A 24439-nucleotide genomic window follows, 5' to 3' on the forward strand; every position below is an offset into this window, starting at 1 on the left:
AATTAATTTATTTTCCTGTTTTACCCTTGATAACGTATTTTATCATGAGTAAAACCAACCCATGAATTCCCTCAAGGATTCACGGATTTACGCGCTCCCCAATCAACATGGGGCGAGGGGCTTCAGCCTCCCCTGCAGCGGCTACATTCTTTGCGCTGTCGTGGGTGATGTTTCACTGGCTGTTGTCGACGTGCCGAAATAGACCGTACCGTCAGTGTTTTTGCGGCATCAATTCCCCACGCACCACAATCAAAATACCAATCGCGCTCATCATCGCGCCATGAATCCATAGAATTATTCCGCCGATTTGCTGGTCGGCTATGGCGCCCAACCCTCCGATCGCACGGCCGCAAATCGTGTATATCGGGTAGAGTTCGCTGGAAGCGAAGAATATTATTGCACCAATCACGATTTGTGGCGGAATGACTGCGAGCATCATGGCAATCCGCGAACCCGGCGATAGCCGGACCGAAAATACGGGCTCGTGATGGAGAACGATGCCCCAGAAGAATAAACCGTTTATAAACATGCTCCAGTTCATCAGGCGATACAAACGCCAGTCGATCATTGCGGTAAAGTGGACGGAAGGCAATAACCAGAAACCGATGAGTCCGCAGAACAGGGTGACGGCCACGATGGGATTACACAAGGCAGACAAGAGATATTGAACCGGCTTCCACTCCGCGATGAGACGGCACGCTCGCTGCCCAGCCTCGGGCATGCCCGCCCGGAGCGTAGCCACAGGGCTGCTCAACACGATGAGAAACGGCCCAAGGTGATGCAATACCAGATGCTGAAGCCGATGAATGAAGAATTGATGCTCGGCGTAATAATCGAACTGGGTGTGAGAAACCAGATAGGTAAAGGCAACTCCCGTCCAGAAATATAGTTTCTGTTGAAATCGTGGATTGCTTCTGGCGCAACCTCTCAAAAACAGCACCGCCACAGCAACCGTGGCAATAAAAACGGGCGCTGACTCTTCCCAAGGGGTGAACCAATACAACAAATCCATTACCGGACAGGTTCCAAAGGTGGCGTTCGGCGCACTCTCGCAATAAAACCGGGCCTTATTCCAGCGTCCGTCTTATTTCAAGTGCGTACAGTTATTTGGCGTTATCTGGTTCGGGTCTTTACCTAATGAGCTGTTTCAAGCAAGCGTCGCAAGTCTTGCGCCAAGTGCGCGTCGGAGTCGGCGGACGTAGCCAGCAGGCGCGCTCGACCTTGTAAATCAAAAATATACACCGCATCGCCATGATCGATATCGCCGGCTTCGCCAATCTTTGAACGAGGACGATAGGCGGCTCGATATTGTTTCGTAAGCCGTTCGATATCGCTTGTGGTCCCGGTGAGTCCGATTGCACGGTCAGGATCGAATTGCGTGACATAACGGTGGAGGACTTGCGGCGTATCGCGGCCTGGATCAAGTGTGACAAACAGGATGCGTATCCGGTTCGCATCGTTTCCCAACAACTGCAATACGCGCGCGAGACGAGCCATTGAAACGGGACACTCGGAATCACAATTCGTAAACCCGAAATACATCAATAATAAATGCCCTTCATAGGCCGTGGACGTTACAAGCCTGCCGGTATCGGTCGTCAGGGAAAAATTCAGGTCCGGGAGATGGCCGGTGACCTCTTCCACATGCCAGGATTTCTGGGAAATGCATGCGCACAGGGCAAATGCGGCAAACGCTGTCATCAGCGCCAAAATAAACCGGCCTGATACGGAGCGTCCCTTTCTGATTACATCCTTGCTCATCGATAATTTTTCTGCGAATCATTCATGACGGAGTTCGCGCGTCTGTTTCAATATAGCATTCAATGTCGCTATTGCACGAATCGAGGAAACCCTTTATATTTCTCGAATGAAGCACACAAACTACATTTCCCCGCTCCGCCTTTTACACCGCCCGCAGCTTCTCGCACGACCGCTGCTGCGCCCCGCGCGCTAATATTATTTCCCCTCTCTAGTTTTTATCCTGCAGAATCGATTCCTGGATTCTGTATCGCAGTTCAAGTATGCTTTCAAAAACGGAGAAGTCATTGAAAGATCACTTAATTATTTTTGACACCACGTTGCGCGATGGTGAGCAGAGTCCTGGTGCATCCATGACCAGAGAGGAAAAAGTGCGTATCGCACGGCAACTGGAGCGCATGCGTGTGGATGTGATTGAAGCAGGCTTCCCGGCCGCGTCCAACGGTGACTTCGAGGCGGTAAAGGCGGTAGCGGATTCGATCAAGGACAGCATTGTCTGTGGCCTCGCCCGCGCAACCGAAGCCGATATCGACCGCGCTAGCGAAGCTTTGCGGGGTGCGAGTTCGGCACGTATTCATACTTTTATTGCCACCTCACCCATCCATATGGAGAAGAAACTGCGCATGTCTCCAGACCAGGTGGTGGCGCAGGCGGTAAAAGCAGTGAAACGGGCGCGTCAATATACAGATGATGTGGAATTCTCACCCGAAGATGCAGGTCGCTCGGATATCGCATTCCTCTGCCGTATTCTGGAGGCGGTTATTGATGCGGGTGCCACCACCGTGAATATACCCGACACCGTGGGCTACACGATGCCGGAGCAATTCGGAAAACTCATTCATACGCTGCGCGAGCGTATACCCAATTCCGATAAGGTGGTGTTTTCGGTGCATTGCCATAACGACCTCGGGTTGGCGGTAGCAAATTCCTTGTCGGCGGTCATGAACGGGGCGCGACAGGTTGAATGCACTGTAAATGGCCTGGGTGAGCGTGCCGGCAACGCTTCACTGGAGGAAATCGTGATGGCGGTACGGACTCGCCAGGATTTTTTCCCCTGCGATACACGGATAGATACGGTTCATATCGTACCCGCAAGCAAACTGGTATCAGGCATTACCGGTTTTCCGGTTCAACCGAACAAGGCCATCGTCGGCGCCAACGCGTTTGCTCATGAATCCGGCATACATCAGGACGGTGTGCTCAAGCACCGCGAAACGTACGAAATCATGCGGGCTGAGGATGTGGGCTGGGGCGCCAACAAATTGCTGCTGGGCAAGCATTCCGGACGCAACGCCTTTCGCAGCCGTTTGGCGGAGCTCGGGATCGAATTGGAATCAGAAGAGGTGCTCAACGCCACATTCATGCGTTTCAAGGAATTAGCGGACAAGAAGCACGACATCTTTGACGAAGATCTGCATGCGCTGGTTTCGGATGACGCCATGACCTTGCATGAACACTATAAGCTTCTGTCGCTCACGGCCCATAGTGAAACGGGAGAAACGCCCCATGCGAGTATCGTGATTGCAGAAGAAGGCAGGGAATCACGTGCCGAGTCGGGCGGAAGCGGTCCGGTCGACGCCACTTTCCGGGCAATTGAAAAAATCCTGGCCAGTGGCGCCGAGCTGCAGCTATTCTCCGTTAATGCCATAACGAGCGGTACCGATTCGCAAGGGGAGGTCACGGTACGATTGCAGAAATCCGGCCGCATCGTCAATGGCAACGGCGCAGATACGGATATTGTCGTGGCCTCTGCCAAAGCCTATCTCAGTGCACTCAACAAACTTCACAGCAAGCTCGAGCGGGCTCACCCGCAAGTGTAATCGAGGACTAAAAGGCAGCATCATGGATCAGATGCTAGATCGGTTGTCTTGCTTCAAAAGCGTAGGATACGCATTGAGTTTTTCTCTCAATCCTGTCCACCAGTCTCACAACGACTCATGAAATCCTCGCGGCCGCTGGATTTCATACGCTATGTTCTTGTGCGTTTTTTTCAACATAACTGCACGCAGGTCGCCGCCAGCCTCACCTTTACGACACTGCTCTCATTGGTGCCGTTGATCGCCATTGCACTGTCTGTCGTAGCGGCATTTCCCGCTTTTGGAGAAATGTCGGACCAGATAAAGACATTTATCCTCACCACCATGATGCCGGAAGCGGCAAATAAGGTTATTGCAGTATATATGCAACAGTTCGCCGATAATGCGGTAAAGCTTACCGCCATCGGCACCGCTTTTCTGGGCGTAACAGCACTTGCCCTCATGTTGACGATCGATAAAGCGTTGAATGCCATCTGGCGCGTGACGCGGTTGCGTCCACTCTTGCATCGACTGCTCATCTATTGGGCTGTGCTGACCATCGGCCCGTTATTGATAGGCGCAAGCTTGTCGCTTACTTCCTGGCTGATCGGGATATCCATGGGCCTGACCCGGGATATTCCAGGCATTGATGTCGCGCTTCTGCAATTAGGGCCGCTAATGCTGACAAGCATTGCATTTTCCGTTCCCTATCTTATCGTGCCTAATCGTCAAATTTCGTGGCGCCATGCCGCAGCCGGCGGCTTGGCCGCGGCGGTGGGATTTGAGATAATGAAACAGGGGTTCGCTTTTTACATCACCCGGTTTCCCACTTATCAGGCAGTATATGGGGCATTCGCCACTATACCTATATTTCTGATGTGGATTTATCTCTCATGGCTGATGGTGTTGCTCGGCGCTGTGATTGCCGCTTCCCTGTCGAGCTGGCGTTTTGGCGATTGGCAGCATGACCCGACAGCACAGGGTAAGCAGTTCCTGGATGCATTACGCCTGTTGCAGGTATTGGGCGAAGCGCTCAGGAAAGGCACAGTTGAAACCTATTCCAGTTTGCAACAACATCTAAAACTGAATCTGGAAGAAATGGAGCCGCTACTGGCGCTGCTGAGCCAAGCGAATCTGGTTCAGCAGGTAAAAACAGGAGGGTGGGTTCAAATAATCGACCCCGAGCAGGTTACGGTGGCCGATATTTATCGCCTCTTTACATTTCGCCCCGAGGCGCTGCAGTCGGCAGCGGCAGGTAATTTAGAGCTGGAGCGTCTGCTGGAGGACATCACGATGGGTATGAACGAGAAAATGAATATATCGCTAGCGCAACTTTTTGCGCCAAAACCCGATAATGAAGAGCATGTTTTCGCGTGACTATTCTTTATAAAAACAGGTTAAGCAAGAAATGATTCGCCGCCTTTCTCTCGCGCTGTCCCTGTTGCTGTGCCTGTTGATTTCGCTGCCGGTTAGCGCACAAGCAGTTAACGCCCAGACAACGGGCTTTACGTTCACGGACCATACAGGAAAAAAGCTCACGCTCTCCGACTATAAGGGCAAGTGGGTACTGATAAACTTCTGGGCGACATGGTGCCCGCCATGCCTGAAAGAAATTCCGGATCTCGTGTCTCTCTATGAGAGCCGAAAAAAGGATGTCATGATAATCGGCGTAGCAATGGATTATCGCGATCCGAAAACTGTGTTGAAATTCGTAAAATCCCTGTCCATTTCCTATCCAATCGTACTTGGCGACAGGAAAATTGCCGCGCAAATCGGTCCGGTATCCATGCTGCCCACCACATACTTGTTTAATCCGGACGGCAAGCCGGCAGCCTATAAGGTAGGGTTGATTTCCCGCGAAGACCTGGAAGAATTCATGCGGGAAGATTCCCGTGATGCAAAGGGTGTACGTTCTGAAAAGGCACCAAACCGAAAAGGCAGGTAATTCCTGCGCTTAATCCTTATGCCTGAAAGTTATCCGACCGCCACGCAATCGTTGAACCTGAACCAAGCAACTGGGTAACGGCAAACGTAGGTGAAAGCGAGCGGAGGATGCTCACATCACGTTCCACCTATTTGTAATTTTAAAAAATCACTCACGTCCGTCAGCGGGACAACCTGCGGTTTTTCATCCCGCCGTCCTTGATACTCGATATTTCCGGCCTTCAAGCCCCGGTCGCCGATGACAATGCGATGCGGAATACCAATCAACTCCATGTCCGCAAACATCACGCCAGGCCGTTCATCACGGTCATCAAGCAGAACTTCGATGCCGGCGCTGAGCATGTCGGCATATAACTTCTCTGTTTCCATCCTGACCTGTGCGTTTTTCTTAAAGCCAATCGGTATGATGACGACCTGGAATGGCGCGATCGCCGCCGGAAAAATAATACCGCGCTCATCATGGCTCTGCTCGATGGCCGCCGCCACGATACGCGATACGCCTATTCCGTAGCATCCCATTTCCATCGGCCGGGCTTGCCCGGATTCTTCAAGATAGGTGGCTTTCATCGCTTCGGAATACTTGGTATGTAATTTGAAAATATGTCCCACCTCTATGCCGCGGCAGATATCGAGCGTTCCCAGTCCATCCGGCGAGGGGTCGCCGGCAACCACGTTGCGGATGTCGAAAATGTGGTCAGGCTCTTGCACATCCCGGCCGAAATTAACATTAACCAGATGGTAGTCCTCTTCATTCGCGCCGCAGACGAAATCGCTCATTGCAACTACCGCACGGTCCGCGATAAGCGGAAGGCGCAGGCCGACCGGCCCTATGTAGCCCGGAAGACACCCGGTGTGTGTGCGGATTTCTTCTTCGTTAGCCAACCTGAAATCGGAAAGGAAAGGAATTTTGCGAGCTTTAGTCTCATTGAGATGATGGTCGCCGCGCAGCAGCAATAGATACATTTTTCCATCTGCTACGACCGCCAGTGTTTTTACGGTCTGTTCGACAGGAACGTCCAGCGCTGCCGCGACCTCTTCGCAGGTTTTTTTTGACGTTGTTTCGACTTTCCGCATCAAACCGTTGGCAATCCCGCGGGACTTTACCGGCTGCAGCAACTCGGCCATTTCAATGTTGGCGGCGTAATCCGAATTCGGGCAGAAAGCGATAGCGTCTTCACCCGAATCCGCCAGAACATGAAACTCATGCGAACCCCTCCCTCCTATCGGCCCTGGATCCGCGGTTACGGCGCGAAACCTCAATCCCAGACGGTTGAATATTCGGCAATAGGCATCATGCATTGCGCAATAGGTTTGCTCCAGGCTATCAACACCGGCGTGAAACGAATAAGCATCTTTCATGACGAATTCGCGCGCGCGCATGACGCCGAAGCGGGGCCGGATCTCGTCGCGAAATTTAGTCTGAATCTGGTAGAAAACGATCGGCAACTGACGATAACTTTTGATTTCCCGCCGCGCTATGTCGGTAACGACTTCTTCGTGCGTAGGGCCAAAGCAGAAGTCGCGCTGATGCCTGTCCTTGATTTTCAACATCTGCGGGCCGAATACATCCCAGCGCCCGGTTTCTCGCCATAATTCGGCAGGCTGAACCGCTGGCATCAGAAGTTCCAGTGCACCATTCGACTCCATTTCCTCCCGTACAATATTTTCAACCTTGCGCAAGATTTTAAGACCCAGTGGCATCCAGGTGTAGAGTCCGCTCCCGAGGCGTTTGATGAGGCCGGCGCGCAGCATCAGCTTGTGGCTGACCAGTTCTGCTTCGGCAGGCGCTTCTTTCAGCGTGGAAATGAAAAAACTTGATAAACGCATACAAGGTCCGTCGTGACGATCGATACGCAATTCTACCCTGAAAAACGGTGGCGTATTTATCCGATCAGCATGTATCCGGATTTTATCGAGGAAATCGGACACATGATAAAAAGGGTGGCGCGATCTCTTCCCGAAAGAGGCCATTCGACCCCTTGCTACGCCAACTGATATCCCGCTGGACTGCCTTTATTACACAATGTGATTGCACTGAACCAGCATACCGTCACCCGTGCGTTGACAGGCGCTTCTAAAATTCAGCCGGGATGGAATGTGGCCGTTGAATGGCTTATCTCCCCATTCTCCGCATGGAGATAACGCGACAGATTGCCAGTTACGGGTCCCGAATAGTTTATTTGTACCTTACTTGTTTTATTAAACTCTGCACGGCTTTCAATCTGGGACAAAGTATGGAAAAATCGAAGCCTATTGTAATGGATCAAACGGGTGAATCGCATGATCGACCGCAACGGATATCGCTCGAATGTCGGTATCATTTTACTGAACTCGAAAAACGAAGTATTTTGGGGTAAACGCATCAAGCAGGATTCCTGGCAATTTCCCCAGGGTGGCATCAAACCGGGCGAGAGCCCGGAACAGGCAATGTATCGGGAATTGACCGAAGAAGTAGGTTTGCACCCCTGGCATGTGGAAATCATCGGTCGTACGCGCCATTGGTTGCGCTACGAGGTGCCTGATCAATGGATAAGGCGCGATTGGCGGGGAAACTATAAAGGACAAAAACAAATCTGGTATCTATTGCGTCTCGTTGGGCGTGATTGCGACGTATCGCTACGCACAAGTGTTCGCCCTGAGTTTGATGCATGGCGATGGAATCAGTATTGGGTGGAACTGGAATCCGTGGTCGAATTCAAACGGCAAGTCTATCGCCAGGCTTTGACCGAACTGGCACGCTTGCTTAACCGCCCTCTCCCGCCATTTGGTAGCGATAATAACGGCCGATCGGGTTATGATGCCAGAGAACAGGTTGCGTCTGCGCCTGCCAAACAGGGGGACTAAACCAGGAATTGGCGTTTTTTATCGCGGTGCAGCCTGAAAAATCTGCGCTGCCAGGGCTTTTTCGGCACCTTTGCACTCCACCGGTTTGCGGATTAGCCAGTGCGGTCATTATTGCTCATGGTATTGCTCGAAGCGCCCTGCTTTCCAGATACGTCCCTTTTTAAAAGGGTATATGTCATGTCAAATGTTTTTATTCTCGTCCTCGGTCGGCGGATAAACTTGCCCATGCTGCGATTTTACAGGCGTAATCGGCTGCGCCATTACAGCCGCGTTTTTTAGGAGATTACCGATGATAATGCGGGCATTGATCATATCGCTGCTAGCTGTTGGAACCATTGCCGCACCCCCCGGTATGGCCGCTGATGAACCCATCCAGCCGATTCAGGCCGCCGCACCGAAGGATCAGAACATGGTGGAACTGGGCAAGATGCTTTTTTTTGACCCACGTTTATCGAAATCTGGATTCATCTCCTGTAACTCCTGCCACAACCTGAGCATGGGCGGCACGGACAATCTGCCGACATCCATTGGCCATAATTGGCACGAGGGACCGATCAATTCACCGACGGTATTAAATTCGAGCATGAGCCTGGCGCAGTTTTGGGATGGCCGAGCCAAAACCTTGAAAGAGCAGGCTGGTGGCCCCATCGCGAATCCAGGGGAAATGGGGTTCACCCACGAATTGGCGGTGGATGTATTGCGCTCCATTCCTCAATATCGGACTCGCTTCAAAGCGGTGTTCAATTCCGATAAAATCGACATTGGAATGGTGACTGGCGCCATCGCCGCGTTTGAAGAAACCCTGGTAACGCCTGATTCTCGTTTCGATAAATGGCTCAAGGGCGACAAGACAGCGATCAATCAAAACGAACTGGAAGGATACAAGCTGTTCAAGGAAAGCGGATGTACGGGCTGCCATAACGGCCCCGCCGTAGGTGGGGCTTCCTATCAAAAGATGGGGGTGGTCGAACCTTATAAAACGAAGAACAAGGCGGAAGGCCGATTTGGCGTAACCGGCGCAGATGCCGACCGCATGATGTTCAAGGTGCCAACCTTGCGAAACGTGGAGCTGACTTATCCCTATTTTCATGATGGCGCCGCTGCGACGCTGGAAGAAGCCGTGGATACCATGGGGAGACTGCAATTGGGCCGCAAATTCAGCAAGGACGAAAACGCAAAGATTGTGGCGTTCCTGAAGACGTTGACCGGGAAGCAGCCGGAATTCAAGCTACCCATCCTGCCCCCCTCAACCAATGAGACGCCAAAACCTAAACCATTCAGTTAATTACATAGGTTGGTTTGACCAACGCGCTGACGTTTCATTGGATGTTCTGAATGCTTGCCCGGGCTGAACGATAGCCCGGGCAAGCATTCGACCGCAGGGGACTTGTCATTTCGGTGCAGATTCAAGCCCACCGGGCGTCGCTGTGGCTGTGTCCGAAACATAGCAAATACTTTCTTATTGCTCTTTTCATTTCCGCCGATTTCATTTTCTGAAGGATCGGGATTGATCAGATTATCGGTCACCGATCTGATCGAATGGACAGGTTTGGTGTCCTACGGCCTTAGCCTTCAGAAATATGGATTTACTCTTGAAAATCAAGTAGAGTTACTTCTTGAATAATTACAATACGGAGTCCCCGATGAGCGCTAAAGGGCAATTGTTACAAGACCCGTTTCTAAATACGTTACGGAAGGAACATATTCCGGTATCGATCTATCTGGTAAACGGAATCAAGCTACAAGGGCATATCGACTCATTTGATCAGTATGTGGTGCTACTGAAAAATACCGTAACGCAAATGGTATACAAGCACGCAATTTCTACCGTGGTTCCCGCGAGGGCCGTCAACATTCCATTTGAGGCACCCGCTATACCTGATGCTTGACCAACCTGCCGGGAATACGCTTAAAACCGACTCTGCTGCTGATTCTGCTGTATTGGTCAGCCTCGATCTTGGCGGCGGCGACTCGGCTGAAAATCTGGAAGAATTACGTCGGTTGGCCGCGAGCGATCAACTTGCGGTTTCCGCAGTGATCAAGGGTAAACGCGCCAGACCCGATCCAGCCACCTTTGCCGGTAGCGGAAAGGTGGACGAAATTTTGCTCGCCCTGGAGCAAACCGACGCATCGCTGGTTGTCTTCAACCATGACCTGTCTCCCGCCCAGCAACGCAATCTGGAGCGAAACCTCGGGCGTCGCGTCGTGGATCGTACCAGCCTGATCCTCGATATCTTCGCGCAGCGTGCCAAAAGCCACGAGGGTAAGTTGCAGGTGGAGTTGGCGCAACTTGAGCATCTCGCCACTCGCCTTGTACGTGGCTGGACACATCTGGAACGCCAAAAGGGGGGTATCGGTCTGCGCGGTCCCGGCGAGACCCAGTTGGAGACCGACCGGCGCTTGATCGGGAAGCGCGTCAAGCTTCTTAAAGAAAAACTCGTTAAATTCGAGCGCCAACGCACGTTACAGCGCCGCTCCAGGCAGCGTGCCCGGGTGACGGCCGTTTCCATCGTTGGCTATACCAACGCAGGAAAATCCACGCTGTTCAATAGCCTGACGCATGCCCAGGCCTACGTCGCCGATCAGTTATTCGCCACGCTGGATGCCACCACTCGCAAAATGTTCATCCCTGACCGCGGGCCGCTCGTGCTTTCGGATACGGTGGGCTTTATCCGGGACTTGCCTCACACGCTCGTCGCTGCGTTCCAGGCCACACTTGAGGAAACCGTACAGGCCGATTTATTGCTCCATGTGGTGGATGCAGGGAGCCCCAATCGTGCCGAGCAAATCGATGAGGTAAATAAGGTACTGAAGGAAATCGGCGCTGACGGGATTCCACAGATACTGGTGCTGAACAAGGTAGACCTGATCAATTTATCCGTGGGACGCGCGGGTTATCGGCGTAATGAGTATGGTAGAATTGAACAAATTCGGCTGAGCGCGAAAACGGCCGAGGGGCTGGAGTTTATCAAGTTGGCACTATCGGAAGCAATCGAGGCGCGCACTTTCCAAGGAGTCGATGAGCACTTGGAAAGTGGCGGTGCTTGATTGGCGAATAATGATTTGACGATTGGGCAAATAATACGATTAGTATTTCTACGATAGGCTGAAGTTTAGCGTTTTTCACCATATCGTTTGATGGTTTTATCTACATTAAACAGAAAATAGGAATCATCATGGGATTAAACGATCCTCAGTGGGGAAGAAAAAAAGGCAATTCCGGTCCACCTGATCTGGATCAAATGTGGCGCAACTTCAACAAGAAGCTCAATAATCTTTTAAAGCGCAAAGGTGGGGGCGGTGGCGGATCGAGTGGTGAAGGAGGCGGCGACAATCCCAAGCGATATAGCGGCGGTATAGGGCTGCTTGCCGGATTGCTTTTGCTGCTGTGGGTAGCCAGCGGATTCTACATTGTGAACGAGGGTCAGCGGGGCATCGTATTACGATTTGGAAAATATGTGGAAAGTACCCAGGCGGGCCTGCGGTGGCACTTGCCATATCCGTTGGAAGTAGTGGAAGCCGTTAACGTCAGCGGCGTGCGTACGGTAGAAATCGGCTACCGGAACAATGTAAGAAGCAAGGTATTGAAGGAATCGCTGATGCTGACCGATGATGAGAATATCATCGATATTCAATTTGCCGTGCAATACATCCTCAAGAATCCCGAAGAATTCCTGTTTAACAATCGCGAACCCGAAAATGCGGTGCTACAGGCCGCAGAAACGGCGATACGCGAAATTATCGGTAAAAGCAAAATGGATTTCGTGCTCTATGAGGGACGCGAACAAGTAGCGGCGAAAGCAACCGAGCTGATGCAGGGTATTCTCGATCGTTACAAGATAGGAATTGCCATCAGCAAAGTGACTATGCAGAATGCGCAACCGCCGGAGCAGGTACAGGCGGCTTTCGACGATGCCGTTAAAGCCGGCCAGGATAGGGAGCGGCAGAAAAATGAAGGCCAGGCCTACGCTAACGATGTCATTCCCAAGGCCAAGGGTAACGCCGCGCGTCTGCTGGAAGAGTCCGAGGGATACAAGCAACGGGTGATCGCAAGTTCAGAGGGTGAAGCCAGCCGGTTCAAGCAGGTTCTTGTTGAATATAACAAAGCACCGGCGGTAACGCGTGACCGGCTTTATCTGGACATGATGGAACAGGTATTGTCGAACACCAGCAAGATCCTTGTGGATCAGAAAGCCGGCAACAATCTGCTTTATCTGCCGCTGGATAAACTGATTCAGGCAAGCGGTCCCTCGTCATCATCCTCGGTAGCGCCCGAGGCGGCAGCCACCTCGGCGCAAGAGGTTATGCCTGACGGTGCCGCGCGCACCCGCGAGGCGTTTCGCGGCCGTGAACGGGAGACAAGATAAGTGAAAAAATATACTTCAATGCTGTTGGGCACTCTTGTCGCCCTGGTTGTTCTAGCTACATCTTCACTGTATATCGTGGATCAGCGCCAACTGGCGATCTTGTTTCAACTGGGTGAGGTGGTCGACGTAAAAACATCGCCCGGCCTGTATTTCAAGATTCCTCTGGCGCAAAACGTGCGTTACTTTGATTCGCGCATCCTGACCATGGATACAGCCGAGCCGGAACGGTTCATCACCTCCGAAAAGAAGAACGTGCTGGTAGACCTGTTCGTGAAATGGCGGATCGTGGACGTCAAGCAGTATTACGTCAGTGTTCGCGGGGATGAAATGCTGGCGCAAACCCGGCTGGCGCAAACCGTGAATTCCAGCCTTCGCGATGAGTTCGGCAATCGCACGGTGCATGACGTTGTTTCGGGAGAGCGCGACAAGATCATGGAGATCATGCGCCAGAAAGCCGATGCCGACGCACGTAAAATTGGCGTGGAAGTCGTGGACGTGCGGCTGAAGCGGGTGGATTTGCCGCAGGAAGTGAGTGAATCGGTCTACCGCCGGATGGAAGCAGAACGGAAGCGCGTGGCTAATGAACTGCGCTCCACGGGGTCGGCGGAGTCTGAAAAAATTCGCGCCGACGCTGACCGCCAGCGCGAAGTCATTCTTGCCGAAGCTTATCGGAAGGCGCAGGAGGCAAAGGGTGAGGGCGATGCAAAAGCCTCGGCGATCTATGCCGCTGCTTATCAGCCAAATCCGGAATTTTATGCTTTTTATCGTAGCCTGGAAGCCTATAAACAGAGCTTGAAAAACAAGAGCGACATGTTGATTCTCGATCCTAGCTCCGAGTTTTTCAAGTATTTGAGAAACCCCGGTCGTAGTGCCAAGTGAACTGCGGATATTTGATGGTTCGCCCGGAGGCAGGCGCTGGCAGACTTCGCCCTGCTGACGGGCCGCAAGTGCGGAGAATATCGTAAACACGGAGCGGACACACGGTGGCTGGCTGTTTCTTATGTGTTCTCCCATGACGGATGAGTTCGCTTACGCTACAGATCATCGGACGCGTAGTGAGGTTATGGCGGCATGTGGGATACTTTATTAATGGCTTTCGCGCTGATGCTGGTGTTGGAAGGACTTTTTCCGTTTCTGATACCCGGCATGTGGCGTGAGACCTTCAAGAAATTGACTGACGTTGACGACAGTCAGCTACGCTTTATCGGCCTTACCTCTATGCTGGCAGGGCTTCTTCTACTTTACCTCGTAAATTAGACCTGCGCTGTCGCGCTTCTCTTCAGAATGCAATTGGAACATAAACATGCGTGCGTGGGTTCTCCCCGAATATATTGAGGATATCCTGCCTGCCGAGGCGCTTCGCATAGAGATGATGCGCCGTCGGATCATGGATTGGCTATTCGTACACGGGTATGAACTGGTTAGCCCACCTTTGCTGGAGTACGTGGAATCCTTACTGAATGGCAGCGGTGGCGGTACGAATTTGCGCATGTTCAAAGTGGTGGATCAGCTGAGCGGACGCATGATGGGGCTACGTGCCGACATGACGCCTCAGGTTGCCCGTATCGATGCGCACCTGCTTAATCGCAAGGGTATTACCCGCCTCTGCTATGCAGGCAGCGTATTGCATACCGTGCCATCGGGTTTGACTCGTACCCGGGAGCCGCTCCAGGTTGGTGCCGAACTTTACGGTCATGCCGGCCTGGAGAGCGACCTGGAAGTCCAGCGCCTTATGCTGCAATCTCTGGCAATTGCCGGGATAGGCAAAATTCATCTCGATCTTGGCCATGTTGCCGTATTCCGCGGACTGGTGAGAGGTGCGGGTATCCCTTCCGAGCTGGAGGCGGAGTTATTTGGGGTATTGCAAGCCAAGGATGTTTGTGGGCTGGAGAATCTTTGCGCGGGTCTGGATAAGCACGTCGACGCGGATGCGCAGCGGGCGCTGCTACTGCTACCCGAGTTGTACGGCGGAAAGGAAGTGCTGTCGCTTGCGCGTAAACTGCTCCCGGCCTATCCTGAAATCATGACAGCGCTGGATGAGCTGGAAACGATAGCCGTGGAGCTGGAACCCCTGGTCCATACGCTGGCGTTTGACCTGGCTGATCTACGCGGCTATCACTACCACAGCGGCATGGTCTTTTCCGCCTATACCTGCGACAGCCCCAATGCGATCGCATTGGGTGGACGCTACGACGAGGTCGGTAAGGCGTTCGGAAGAGCCCGCCCAGCCACCGGATTCAGCATGGACTTGCGGGAATTGTCCGGTTTGGTGCGGCTTGATCTCTACCCCAGGGGGATTCTGGCGCCATACGTCAAAGGGGACAAAACCCTGGAAAAGAAAATTGAGCAGCTTCGTAGCGAAGGCAAAATCGTAGTGGTTGAATTGCCCGGGCATGGGGATGAGCAGGATACTTTCAACTGTGACAGAAAGTTGATACTGAAAGACAATGTCTGGTCAACAATCGAAATCTGAACTCGAGACCTGACGATGCGATGCGGCACAAGAAAACTTTTCTGAAACTCTTTCCTTTTTCCTTGCGTTGCCAGGGTCCGGGCAATGCACTAATTGAAGATTACTGACATGGTTAAAAATGTAGTTGTCGTCGGAACCCAGTGGGGCGACGAGGGCAAGGGCAAAATCGTGGATTGGCTTACCGATCACGCCCAGGGCGTCGTTCGGTTTCAGGGCGGCCACAATGCCGGGCATACGCTCGTCATAGGAGGCAAGCAAACTGTACTGCATCTGATTCCTTCGGGTATTCTGCGTGACGATGTTGCTTGTTATATCGGTAACGGCGTAGTTGTATCCCCCCAGGCGCTGCTGGATGAGGTGGACATGCTGAGGCAAGCGGGAATCGATGTGGAAGGAAGGTTGCGCATCAGTGAAGCCTGCCCTGTTATTCTCCCTTGCCACATCGCTCTTGACAACGCCCGGGAAACCGCCAGGGGCCTGGATAAAATTGGCACGACGGGACGAGGCATCGGGCCCGCGTATGAGGATAAGGTGGCCCGGCGAGCGGTACGCCTGCAGGATTTATTTCATCGTGACCGCTTTGCGGCCAAGCTGGGAGAGATGCTGGACTATCATAACTTCGTGCTGAAAAATTATTTCCACGCGCCGGTGGTCGATTTTCAGCAAACGGTGGATGACATACTTTCCCTGGCTGAGCGTATCAAGCCAATGATGGCGGATGTACCGCGGCTTCTGTTCGAAGCCAACAGGGCCGGTAGCAATCTTCTATTCGAGGGGGCCCAGGGCACGCTGCTCGATATCGATCATGGCACCTATCCGTTCGTTACATCGAGCAATTGCATAGCCGGCGCGGCGACAACAGGGAGCGGAGTCGGTCCGCAAATGCTGCATTATGTTCTCGGCATTACCAAGGCTTATACCACTCGGGTGGGTGCAGGCCCCTTCCCTACTGAACTGGTTGATGATGTCGGGCGGCATCTCGCCAAGCGGGGCAACGAGTTTGGCGCAACTACCGGGCGGCCGCGCCGTTGTGGCTGGTTCGACGCAGCCGCTTTGAAGCGTTCCATCCAGATAAACGGTGTTTCGGGATTATGCGTCACAAAACTTGATGTATTGGATGGTGTCGAAACCTTGCGCCTGGGCGTGGGCTACAAATGGAACGGCAACGATGAAGGCGAGCAATTCAGAGAGATCTTGCCGGTAGGTGCGGAAGAGCTCGCTTGCTGCGATCCGGTTTATGAGGAGATGCCCGGATGGACCGACAGCACGGTAGGGATCAAAAATTTCAATCAGCTACCTTCGGCAGCACGGAGGTATCTGAAGCGCATAGAAGAGATCTGTGAAGTACCGGTAGACATGATATCAACCGGGCCGGACCGGGAAGAAACGATTGTGCTACGGCATCCATTTGCCTGACTTGACAATCAGTGTCTGAAAGGTAGGGCTTGCTGCAAAGACCCGATTATGTTCAAACTGACTTGCCATGACACTGCTGGTGAAAAATGACGCGGGCGCCTACCTCGTGCGCGCCGCAAGCTGGCAAGACGATATTCAGGCACTACGCAGAATACGCGAAGCGGTTTTTATCCACGAACAAGGTGTTCCCGCCGAACTGGAATGGGACGAATTTGACGTGAATTGTATTCATGTACTTGCCTCGGATTCAGCGGCTAATCCTGTCGGCACGGCACGGTTATTACCGGACGGTTCTATCGGACGGATGGCAGTGCTAAGGGAATACCGTGGAAAACATGTGGGCACCGCATTGATGCACTGGTTATTAAGAGAGGCGGAGAGTCGTCGGATGCAGCAGGTCACATTGAATGCACAAGCATATGCTATCGAATTTTATAAAAAATTCGGTTTTCAGGTGATAGGGGAAGAGTTCCTTGATGCAGGGATTTCACACGTCAGAATGGTTTTACGATAGCTTATCCAATGACCGTGGTCCTTATCGGCTACCTGTACCTGATGCTTTCGTTAAAACCCAGGTTTGATTAAACCTAAATCCGGTAGTTGACCGCTCATTTAATATGATCAATATTATGATTAATAACAATATTTCATATTATTTGATACTCACCTCCGGGTGAGAGCGCTACGGGGTGAATTGCACAGTTTTTGCGGCACATGGCTGCGTTGCAACTCCTTGGAATGGAACGGCGCCCCGAAGCGTCGCCCGAGGGACCCCGCGCAGCGCAGGGGATGCCGTGATCGCGCTCTACACGCCAACTAGCGGATTTAGGTTAAAAGGGAACTGTAAAATCGAGGGATAGCACAACCTGATCCTTCTTTCCGCCAAAGGGCCGATAAGTTGCACCATGCAGCGCATCCACGTTGTCATACCGTACGTTGGGACGAACGTTAAATTGTTGCATCGGCTTCCAGTCAAGCTTCAGCGTTTTTGCCGCCTTCCAGTTCGCACCAACCGTAACCGCGTAGTAATCGGCAGGCATACTGGTGCTGTTGCCGAGTTGGCCGCGCCCCAGCGCGTAGCTGAGTCCCTGGTTATTCGTGGCGGCGCTCACCCGGCCAGGTGAGAAAACGCGAAACCCGTCTCTATCCCGGAACCATTCGCCACGTATGCCCACAGACAATTCAGACGTAAGATCATAATACAAATGGGTGTTGATGCCATACCACTCGGCGTTCTTATTGACGCCATTCAATAAAACGCCGCCCGCATAACCGTGGTCATGTTGCAGGACGAAATGCGTTTTGCTCGTGATCCTGTGTTTCAGCACAACGCTGTACATTCCCCACGGCTCGTTGCTTCGTGTGGAGGTTTCGCCGTAGGTACCGCTTAAATTGGCCGAACTCCCCATATCGTCGCTGGTCCAGGTGATACCGGCTATCCCGCCCCAGTTGCCTAATTGCTTATCGAAACCACCATCCCAGCCGCCGGTGGCGCTGCCGGTGGTAACCGCACCTATTGCCGACCAGTTCTCGTTGATCCTGTAGTTACCCAATACCCCTGTATGGGTGAAAGGTTCGCCATACTGCATCGTGTAGGCATGGGTGTAGAAGAAATTGTCGGGGGCTGGAACAGACTCATAACCGATAGGCGTATAAAAATGGCCAACCTTGACGTTCAGGCCATTGCCGACCGGCACATACACCTCCGCATACGCCTGGGGAAGCGCGATACCGTAATACCGCGTCGAGGCACAACACAAGTCGAGATCCCAATTGCTTCTGCTCAAAGACTGTCCGGAATTCACATCGAATGCCGGGACACCATAAGCTTGCGTGAAAATGGCGTCCGTACCGAACATGAAATCGAAGCGCCCGCCAATATCCCACGTGCTACCCTCAGCCACTACCGGTCGTTCTATAAATACATTGAACTGGTTCAGCTGGAATCGATTGGAACGATCGGCAAAAGTTACCGGGCCGTTAAAGCCGCTGGCCTGACCGGGATTGAAAGTGGCTCCGCCATTGATCCAACCCCCCATTCTTATCCCGCTATCTTTTACCCAGTTAATCGCAGAGTCAACACCGGCACCAGCATCGGCATTCGCATTGGTTGAGTTGACAACCACTGTGAACAGGCTCACCGCAGAGGCGAATATCATCCGGCTTCGTCGTTTGGGCACGTATGACATAAGTGATTCCCCTGGGCAAAAACACCACAACTAAAGTTGTTATTTTCTCAACTTAGCATAACAAATGTCAATTAAATGTTGGTTTATTGTGAAATATTTGTGAACATTCAGGCAAAGTTGCCTGGCGAGCCGAAGCCGTCCAGAAAACGATCGCCGCTTTTAAAACCCATACTACAGTGGGCTATGGCCGTCTTTAGCTTCGCTGTATGCCGCGAAGGCTCGCGCTGTATCCCATACGTTTTTCTACGTAATCAGCATAACCGGAAACTCTGCAACATGCGCTTGCCGGCGCGTGATTCAGCAGTTTGACAACCCCCTACTGCCATGCTACCTTCGTACCAAAGCACAATAGGATTTGTTTTTTCTATCTATCTTAGTCTCAGATGGGAAGAGATGGCGCTATGAAAACAAGTACATTTTTTGCAGCTTTTTCCCTTGGTATATTGGCTTCCTGTGCTCAGATGAGTCCTCATGAGGCTGTCCATAGCATCAATGTTCGCAGGACTGTTCAGAACGCACGCATACGCACTGACCATGACGCCTTGGCCAAGTTCTTTGAAGACGTGGCAAGAGAAATGGAGACAAAGGCAGCGGAGCAAAAGCAGTTGCTGGAACACTATGAAGAAAAAAGCTATTTATATGGCAGGGAAGCACAAGATTTAAAATCACATGCTGCCGCTTTGGTGCGCAAATACCATGAAACCGCGGAGGAAAATATAAAGGAAGCGGCTGCCCACCGACTAATGGCAGTAGAGCAAGCCCAGCATGAGTCTACCGGCCGCGACGGTAAAATGGCGGGTACTGCGGTAGAAAAGGAAAACCAGGGAAGCAATTAAACACAACACAAACAGCGACGTCATGGCCTGTTGTCAACTGTAAGTGCTGAGTCCCGGTATGGCGTCGAGGGATGCTGCAGCCAAGGTAAATGCCGGTGTCAGAAAGGAATAGTCGCATCGAGGGAAAACAGAACTTGATCCTTTCGATTATCGAAAGGCCGATACGCTTGATGAATCCCTTCTGCTCTGTCATAACGAATATTGGGACGAATGTTCAGCTTTTGCATTGGCTTCCAGTCTAATTTCAGCCTTTTCGCCGGTTTCCAGTTCATGCCCACGGTAACTGCATAATAATCAGCCGGAGCACTCATGGGGGTGAAGTTTCCTGCAAAACTGTGTCCCGTGTTATCGGTGGCAGCAAGTACACGAAATGGCGAAAAGACGCGAAAACCATCTCTATCACGAAACCATTCACCCCTGATCCCGATAGACAGGTCATTCAGAAGATCGTAATACAGGTGCGTATTGATACTATACCATTCGACGTTCTTGGGGGCGCCGTTCAGCAAAACGCCACCGGCGTAACCGTGAACATGGTGCAGAACCAAATGTGTCTTAGGAGTAACCCTGTGCTGCAATACCACATTGTACATACCCCAGGGTCTAGTGCTTCGCGTGGAAATCTCGCTGTATGTACCGGTGACGTTGATAGAACTTCTCTTGTCATCACTCACCCAGGTAATCCCGCCCAAACCTCCCCAATTGCCTAGCTGCTTGTCAAAACCTCCGTCCCACCCTCCCGTGGCGCTGCCCGTGATTGCACCGGCCATGACGGACCAGTTGGCATTGACTGCATAGTTACCCACCAGCCCCGTATGGGTAAATGGTTCGCCATTATTGAACGTATAGGCATGGGTGTAGAAAAAATTGTCGGGTGACGGCACGGTCTCGTAGCCGGTGGGCGAATAAAAATGACCTGCTTTGATGTTGATACCATTGCCAATCGGCAAGTAGGCTTCCACATACGCCTGCGGAAGTGCAATGCCGTAGGTACGGGTGGAAGAGCAGCATAAATTCAGGTCCCAATGTCCCCTGCTCAACGGCTGGCCGGAATTAACATCAAAAGAAGGGACGCCGAAAGCCTGCGTATAAATCGCGTCTGTGCCGAACATGAAATCGAAGCGCCCGCCCAGATCAAACGCGTTGCCTTCCGTCACTACAGTTCGCTGTATATATATGTTGAATTGATTTAACTGAAATCGATTGGCCCGATCGGCAAACGTAACGGTACCATTGTATCCATTGCCAGGATTGCTCGGGTTGTAAGTTGCTCCGGCGTTGATCCATCCGCCCACCCTTACGCCACTATCCTCAAGCAGGTCTACTATTTTAAAAGCATGCACATTGCTCGAGTTCATGAGAACTGACAGCAGGGCGCTTACGGCAAGCAGAAACCCGCCTTTGCATCTTCGCACGCATTTCATTTATGATTTTCCTTAGTTCCCCAGACATAAGGATTTTGAGAAACATCCGAAAATGGGGCGTTTCGGCTTTATAAGACAAAAACCTGGTTATTGACGATTCTCTTTAAAATCGTGCCGTACTCATAAATGGAATGTCATCTGCGCTGTCCGTCCCTCTGTTATCAAGAGCGGGAAATTCCGATATGGTGAAAAAAAACATCGCTACCTCTATCCTTTATCAGCAATTCGCCCCGATCAGTGATACCGATATGAAAGAGCAGATCGCACCTACCCCAGGAACAATTTATATGCCGGATTTTCGCTTTCATCCCAGTAATGGTTATCGAGTTGCTTTAGAAACGCCTCGAACTCGTCCCTCTCTTCAGGCGGCACTTCCATGCCCACCAGCACGCGGCCGTAATCGGCGCCATGGTTGCGGTAGTGGAACAAGCTGATATTCCAGTGACGACCCATACTGTTCAGAAATCTCATGAGGGCACCGGGACGGTCGGGAAATTCAAAGCGATAGAGAAGCTCATTCTTTATCTCACGGGCGCGCCCCCCCACCAGATGGCGAACATGGAGCTTTGCCATTTCGTTGTCGCTCAAATCCTCGGTGCGCAAGCCACTTCTCTCCAGGCTTCTGATCAGTTTTGCCGCCTCATCGCGATTGCGCACCGACACGGCGACGAACACATGCGCTTCTTTCGGATCAGCATAGCGGTAATTGAATTCAGTAATGCTTTTCGTTCCAAGCATGGCGCAAAACTTCCTGAAACTGCCGGGCTCTTCGGGAATGGTCACGGCCATCACCGCTTCACGCTGCTCGCCCAGTTCCGCCCGTTCGGACACATGACGCAACCGGTCGAAATTCATGTTGGCGCCAGAGGCGATGGCAATCAAATCCTTGCCGCGGATTTTCTCACGCTTGGCATAAGCCTTCGCGCCGGCGACAGACAGCGCCCCGGACGGCTCCAGAATCGCGCGAGTATCCTCGAACACATCCTTGATCGCAGCACAGATAGCGTCAGTATCGACCAGGATGATTTCGTCCACCAGTTCACGGCACAAACGAAAAGTTTCTCCTCCAACCTGCTTCACTGCCACACCATCTGCAAACAATCCCACCTGTGCGAGCCTGACCCGGCGTTTTTTTTTCAAGGACTGATACATGGAATCGGCATCTGTTGGTTCGACGCCAATGATTTTGATTTCCGGATAAAGCCTCTTCACATACGAGGCGATACCGGAAATAAGGCCACCACCGCCTATCGGGACAAATATGGCGTAGATTGCGCCGGCGTGCTGACGAAGAATCTCCATCCCGATCGTACCCTGCCCCGCGATGACGTCAGGGTCGTCGTAGGGATGCACAAAAGTGGCATGCTTCTCTCTGGAAAATTTCAACGCGTAGGCATAGGCCTCGTCATAGGAATCGCCATGTGTTATCACCGTCGCGCCGCGCGCCTCGACCGCCTGCATTTTGATTTGTGGCGTAGTAACGGGCATCACGATGGTCGCGCGGCAACTCAGCCGTTGTGCCGCAAGCGCCACCCCTTGCGCATGGTTCCCTGCAGACGCAGTCACCACGCCGCGCTTGAGCACAGCGGGTGAAAGCTTGACCATTTTGTTGTAAGCCCCGCGCAGCTTGAATGAAAAAACCTCTTGCATATCCTCCCGCTTCAACAAAAGCCGGTTATGTATGCGCGCGGACAAATTTGGTGCAAGCTCCAGCGGACTCTCTACCGCAACATCATAAACCCGAGCGGTGAGAATTCTTTCGAGATAATTGTTTTTCATCAAAATCGGGATTTCCTGATTTCAGGGCTACGCATTTTAGCATGCCGGGAAAGGCTAGTTGCCCAGCTTCATTGTTAAAATCGCCGGATAGTATTATCCTCATGAATAATTAAACGTTAACTTCCAAAAAATAACACTATGACGCAAGACGAGCAGAAACGCGCGGTCGCCCGGGCCGCTATCCAATACGTTCCAGTTGGCAGCATAGTCGGGGTGGGTACCGGTTCGACTGCCAATTTCTTCATAGATGAGCTGGCTGCGATCAAACATAAAATTGAAGGGGCGGTGGCAAGCTCGGAGGCTACTGCACGGCGACTCAGCAGTCACGGTATCGAGGTCATGGATTTAAACAACGTTGATGTGCTTCCGGTATACGTGGATGGAACAGATGAAATTACCGAACACCTGTACATGATAAAAGGTGGCGGCGGAGCATTGACGCGAGAAAAAATCGTCGCTGCCGTGGCAAAAAAATTCGTCTGTATCGCGGATCAAAGCAAGCTGGTCGATGTGCTCGGTAAATTTCCCCTGCCTGTGGAGGTTGTCCCGATGGCACGTAGTTATGTGTCGCGGGAAATAATACGGCTGGGGGGTCAGCCGAGGCTGCGCGAGAAGCTCATCACTGACAACGGCAATATCATCCTCGACGTACACGGCCTGCAAATCCTGAACCCGGTTGAACTGGAGGCAGCGCTCAATCAGATTACCGGGGTCGTCACCAACGGATTATTCGCAAGGCGTGGCGCCGACGTGCTATTGCTTAGCAGCGATAGCGGTGTCCAAACAATGGTTATTTGAGCTGAGGAACAATAAAATTGTCACAACGGGCCGGTAACATCTCTTGTCTTTCTTTGCTTTCAATCGATCAGCAGGTGTGCAATGGTAAGTAGCGAACATATATCCAAGCAGTTTGATGCCGATCTCGAAGCGGTGCGGACCCGCGTGTTGCACATGGGTGGATTTGTGGAAGAGCAGATCGAGAAGGCCATCGATGCCTTAACGAGCGGAAACGAGTGCCTGATAGAAAGTATCATTGCCGATGATCACCGCGTTAATGCCATGGAAGTTTCGATCGACGAAATTTGTAGCCAGATCATTGCCCGCCGGCAACCCGCAGCCGGCGATTTACGCATGATCATGACGGTCATCAAGACCATTACCGATCTGGAGCGTATCGGCGACGAAGCCGAGAAGATTGCACGCATGGCTAAGCTGATATACCAGACCGACCGTATGCATATGCCGCGATTCGTCGAGATCAGGCATGTCGCACACATCGCGCTGGATATGCTGCGCAAGTCACTGGACGCATTTGCCCGTCTGGATCTGACAGCAGCAGCTCAGGTCGTGCGGCAGGATGAGTTGGTGGATGAGGAATTCCGTTCTATCATGCGCCAGCTCATCACTTTCATGATGGAAGACCCGCGCAAAATTTCTACCGCTCTCGAAATCCTGTTTATAGCAAAAGCCATCGAGCGAATCGGCGATCATGCCAAGAATATGTCGGAATACGTGGTTTACATGGTCAAGGGCCGGGATGTACGCCATGTTACCGTTGAAGAAATCGAGCGGGAAGTCAGGGAATAAGTCCGCGATATTCGGATCCCTGAAAA

23 protein-coding genes are annotated in these 24439 nt (G+C 52.1%); 16 read left to right on the top strand and 7 right to left on the bottom strand.

Annotated elements, in window-relative coordinates:
* Positions 1 to 211 precede the first annotated feature (211 nt).
* Both F822_RS05970 and F822_RS05975 read right to left on the bottom strand, forming a co-directional pair.
* Positions 212 to 1012 carry a cytochrome c oxidase assembly protein gene (locus F822_RS05970; protein WP_025040520.1) on the bottom strand — a complete coding sequence of 267 codons (801 nt, stop codon included), beginning with the start codon at positions 1010 to 1012 and terminating at the stop codon, positions 212 to 214.
* 122 nt (positions 1013 to 1134) lie between these two features.
* The gene (locus tag F822_RS05975; RefSeq protein WP_025040521.1) at positions 1135 to 1761 is read right to left on the bottom strand and encodes an SCO family protein; all 627 of its coding nucleotides are present in this window, start codon (positions 1759 to 1761) and stop codon (positions 1135 to 1137) included.
* 284 nt (positions 1762 to 2045) lie between these two features.
* On the opposite strand from F822_RS05975, the gene F822_RS05980 reads away from it, so the two are divergent.
* From F822_RS05980 to F822_RS05990, 3 genes are all read left to right on the top strand, one after another.
* Positions 2046 to 3578, top strand: coding sequence for a 2-isopropylmalate synthase (locus tag F822_RS05980; protein WP_025040522.1), 1533 nt, complete (start codon positions 2046 to 2048; stop codon positions 3576 to 3578).
* Between the two features lie 117 nt (positions 3579 to 3695).
* Positions 3696 to 4931, top strand: coding sequence for a YihY family inner membrane protein (locus tag F822_RS05985; protein WP_025040523.1), 1236 nt, complete (start codon positions 3696 to 3698; stop codon positions 4929 to 4931).
* 31 nt (positions 4932 to 4962) lie between these two features.
* Entirely contained in the window at positions 4963 to 5499 is a 537-nt protein-coding gene (locus F822_RS05990) for a TlpA family protein disulfide reductase (RefSeq protein ID WP_025040524.1), read from the top strand.
* Between the two features lie 116 nt (positions 5500 to 5615).
* Here the strand turns inward: F822_RS05990 and F822_RS05995 are convergent, their stop codons facing one another.
* The gene (locus F822_RS05995) at positions 5616 to 7325 is read right to left on the bottom strand and encodes a proline--tRNA ligase (protein WP_025040525.1); all 1710 of its coding nucleotides are present in this window, start codon (positions 7323 to 7325) and stop codon (positions 5616 to 5618) included.
* 453 nt (positions 7326 to 7778) lie between these two features.
* Here F822_RS05995 and F822_RS06000 point away from each other — a divergent pair, with 453 nt between their 5' ends.
* Both F822_RS06000 and F822_RS06005 read left to right on the top strand, forming a co-directional pair.
* Positions 7779 to 8342 carry an RNA pyrophosphohydrolase gene (locus F822_RS06000; protein ID WP_025040526.1) on the top strand — a complete coding sequence of 188 codons (564 nt, stop codon included), beginning with the start codon at positions 7779 to 7781 and terminating at the stop codon, positions 8340 to 8342.
* A gap of 289 nt (positions 8343 to 8631) precedes the next feature.
* Positions 8632 to 9627: a cytochrome-c peroxidase gene (locus F822_RS06005; RefSeq protein ID WP_025040527.1), complete on the top strand. Its 996-nt coding sequence runs from the start codon at positions 8632 to 8634 to the stop codon at positions 9625 to 9627.
* Here F822_RS06005 and F822_RS06010 read toward each other — a convergent pair.
* The gene (locus F822_RS06010; RefSeq protein WP_025040528.1) at positions 9624 to 9869 is read right to left on the bottom strand and encodes a hypothetical protein; all 246 of its coding nucleotides are present in this window, start codon (positions 9867 to 9869) and stop codon (positions 9624 to 9626) included. The two genes, F822_RS06005 and F822_RS06010, sit on opposite strands and share 4 nt — an antisense overlap.
* Before the next feature lie 116 nt (positions 9870 to 9985).
* Between F822_RS06010 and hfq the strand changes: the two genes are divergently transcribed.
* The 8 genes from hfq to F822_RS06050 all read left to right on the top strand — a co-directional run bounded on the left by hfq (position 9986) and on the right by F822_RS06050 (position 17112).
* Positions 9986 to 10231: an RNA chaperone Hfq gene (gene hfq, locus F822_RS06015; RefSeq protein ID WP_025040529.1), complete on the top strand. Its 246-nt coding sequence runs from the start codon at positions 9986 to 9988 to the stop codon at positions 10229 to 10231.
* On the top strand, positions 10224 to 11390 hold the full coding sequence (hflX, locus tag F822_RS06020) for a GTPase HflX (protein WP_025040530.1): 1167 nt from the start codon (positions 10224 to 10226) through the stop codon (positions 11388 to 11390). Before hfq ends, hflX begins: the two co-directional genes overlap by 8 nt.
* A gap of 128 nt (positions 11391 to 11518) precedes the next feature.
* The gene (gene hflK / locus F822_RS06025) at positions 11519 to 12709 is read left to right on the top strand and encodes an FtsH protease activity modulator HflK (protein ID WP_025040531.1); all 1191 of its coding nucleotides are present in this window, start codon (positions 11519 to 11521) and stop codon (positions 12707 to 12709) included.
* Complete coding sequence (gene hflC / locus F822_RS06030) at positions 12710 to 13588, top strand: protease modulator HflC (RefSeq protein ID WP_025040532.1); 879 nt, start codon at positions 12710 to 12712, stop codon at positions 13586 to 13588. It abuts the gene before it with no gap.
* Positions 13589 to 13780: 192 nt separating this feature from the next.
* Positions 13781 to 13966, top strand: coding sequence for a DUF2065 domain-containing protein (locus F822_RS06035; protein WP_025040533.1), 186 nt, complete (start codon positions 13781 to 13783; stop codon positions 13964 to 13966).
* Positions 13967 to 14012: 46 nt separating this feature from the next.
* On the top strand, positions 14013 to 15182 hold the full coding sequence (locus tag F822_RS06040; RefSeq protein ID WP_025040534.1) for an ATP phosphoribosyltransferase regulatory subunit: 1170 nt from the start codon (positions 14013 to 14015) through the stop codon (positions 15180 to 15182).
* 108 nt (positions 15183 to 15290) lie between these two features.
* Positions 15291 to 16598 (top strand): adenylosuccinate synthase, encoded by a 1308-nt coding sequence (locus F822_RS06045; RefSeq protein ID WP_025040535.1) that lies wholly within the window; start codon positions 15291 to 15293, stop codon positions 16596 to 16598.
* Between the two features lie 79 nt (positions 16599 to 16677).
* Entirely contained in the window at positions 16678 to 17112 is a 435-nt protein-coding gene (locus tag F822_RS06050; protein ID WP_231623583.1) for a GNAT family N-acetyltransferase, read from the top strand.
* 316 nt (positions 17113 to 17428) lie between these two features.
* Here F822_RS06050 and F822_RS06055 read toward each other — a convergent pair whose 3' ends face one another.
* Positions 17429 to 18787 carry a porin gene (locus tag F822_RS06055; RefSeq protein ID WP_025040537.1) on the bottom strand — a complete coding sequence of 453 codons (1359 nt, stop codon included), beginning with the start codon at positions 18785 to 18787 and terminating at the stop codon, positions 17429 to 17431.
* A 401-nt stretch (positions 18788 to 19188) separates the two neighbouring features.
* Here F822_RS06055 and F822_RS06060 point away from each other — a divergent pair, with 401 nt between their 5' ends.
* The gene (locus tag F822_RS06060) at positions 19189 to 19623 is read left to right on the top strand and encodes a hypothetical protein (RefSeq protein ID WP_025040538.1); all 435 of its coding nucleotides are present in this window, start codon (positions 19189 to 19191) and stop codon (positions 19621 to 19623) included.
* A 98-nt stretch (positions 19624 to 19721) separates the two neighbouring features.
* On the opposite strand, the gene F822_RS06065 is transcribed toward F822_RS06060, so the two are convergent.
* A complete protein-coding gene (locus tag F822_RS06065; protein WP_025040539.1) occupies positions 19722 to 21047 on the bottom strand; it encodes a porin in 1326 nt (441 codons plus the stop codon).
* Between the two features lie 267 nt (positions 21048 to 21314).
* Positions 21315 to 22826: a threonine ammonia-lyase, biosynthetic gene (ilvA, locus tag F822_RS06070; protein ID WP_025040540.1), complete on the bottom strand. Its 1512-nt coding sequence runs from the start codon at positions 22824 to 22826 to the stop codon at positions 21315 to 21317.
* Between the two features lie 138 nt (positions 22827 to 22964).
* Between ilvA and rpiA the strand changes: the two genes are divergently transcribed.
* Both rpiA and phoU read left to right on the top strand, forming a co-directional pair.
* Complete coding sequence (gene rpiA, locus F822_RS06075) at positions 22965 to 23624, top strand: ribose-5-phosphate isomerase RpiA (protein WP_025040541.1); 660 nt, start codon at positions 22965 to 22967, stop codon at positions 23622 to 23624.
* An 81-nt stretch (positions 23625 to 23705) separates the two neighbouring features.
* Complete coding sequence (gene phoU, locus F822_RS06080) at positions 23706 to 24413, top strand: phosphate signaling complex protein PhoU (protein ID WP_025040542.1); 708 nt, start codon at positions 23706 to 23708, stop codon at positions 24411 to 24413.
* The last annotated feature ends 26 nt before the right edge of the window (positions 24414 to 24439 follow it).

Source organism: Nitrosospira briensis C-128 (genome assembly GCF_000619905.2).
Classification (GTDB): Bacteria; Pseudomonadota; Gammaproteobacteria; order Burkholderiales; family Nitrosomonadaceae; genus Nitrosospira; species Nitrosospira briensis.

Excerpts from the sequence above, each read along its gene's own strand:
- F822_RS05970 (WP_025040520.1), bottom strand. The coding sequence starts at position 1,012 with ATGGATTTGTTGTATTGGTTCACCCCTTGGGAAGAGTCAGCGCCCGTT.
- F822_RS05975 (WP_025040521.1), bottom strand. The coding sequence starts at position 1,761 with ATGAGCAAGGATGTAATCAGAAAGGGACGCTCCGTATCAGGCCGGTTT.
- F822_RS05985 (WP_025040523.1), top strand. The coding sequence starts at position 3,696 with ATGAAATCCTCGCGGCCGCTGGATTTCATACGCTATGTTCTTGTGCGT.
- F822_RS05990 (WP_025040524.1), top strand. The coding sequence starts at position 4,963 with ATGATTCGCCGCCTTTCTCTCGCGCTGTCCCTGTTGCTGTGCCTGTTG.
- F822_RS05995 (WP_025040525.1), bottom strand. The coding sequence starts at position 7,325 with ATGCGTTTATCAAGTTTTTTCATTTCCACGCTGAAAGAAGCGCCTGCC.
- F822_RS06000 (WP_025040526.1), top strand. The coding sequence starts at position 7,779 with ATGATCGACCGCAACGGATATCGCTCGAATGTCGGTATCATTTTACTG.
- F822_RS06005 (WP_025040527.1), top strand. The coding sequence starts at position 8,632 with ATGATAATGCGGGCATTGATCATATCGCTGCTAGCTGTTGGAACCATT.
- hfq (WP_025040529.1), top strand. The coding sequence starts at position 9,986 with ATGAGCGCTAAAGGGCAATTGTTACAAGACCCGTTTCTAAATACGTTA.
- hflX (WP_025040530.1), top strand. The coding sequence starts at position 10,224 with ATGCTTGACCAACCTGCCGGGAATACGCTTAAAACCGACTCTGCTGCT.
- hflK (WP_025040531.1), top strand. The coding sequence starts at position 11,519 with ATGGGATTAAACGATCCTCAGTGGGGAAGAAAAAAAGGCAATTCCGGT.
- F822_RS06035 (WP_025040533.1), top strand. The coding sequence starts at position 13,781 with ATGTGGGATACTTTATTAATGGCTTTCGCGCTGATGCTGGTGTTGGAA.
- F822_RS06040 (WP_025040534.1), top strand. The coding sequence starts at position 14,013 with ATGCGTGCGTGGGTTCTCCCCGAATATATTGAGGATATCCTGCCTGCC.
- F822_RS06045 (WP_025040535.1), top strand. The coding sequence starts at position 15,291 with ATGGTTAAAAATGTAGTTGTCGTCGGAACCCAGTGGGGCGACGAGGGC.
- F822_RS06055 (WP_025040537.1), bottom strand. The coding sequence starts at position 18,787 with ATGTCATACGTGCCCAAACGACGAAGCCGGATGATATTCGCCTCTGCG.
- F822_RS06060 (WP_025040538.1), top strand. The coding sequence starts at position 19,189 with ATGAAAACAAGTACATTTTTTGCAGCTTTTTCCCTTGGTATATTGGCT.
- F822_RS06065 (WP_025040539.1), bottom strand. The coding sequence starts at position 21,047 with ATGAAATGCGTGCGAAGATGCAAAGGCGGGTTTCTGCTTGCCGTAAGC.
- ilvA (WP_025040540.1), bottom strand. The coding sequence starts at position 22,826 with ATGAAAAACAATTATCTCGAAAGAATTCTCACCGCTCGGGTTTATGAT.
- rpiA (WP_025040541.1), top strand. The coding sequence starts at position 22,965 with ATGACGCAAGACGAGCAGAAACGCGCGGTCGCCCGGGCCGCTATCCAA.
- phoU (WP_025040542.1), top strand. The coding sequence starts at position 23,706 with ATGGTAAGTAGCGAACATATATCCAAGCAGTTTGATGCCGATCTCGAA.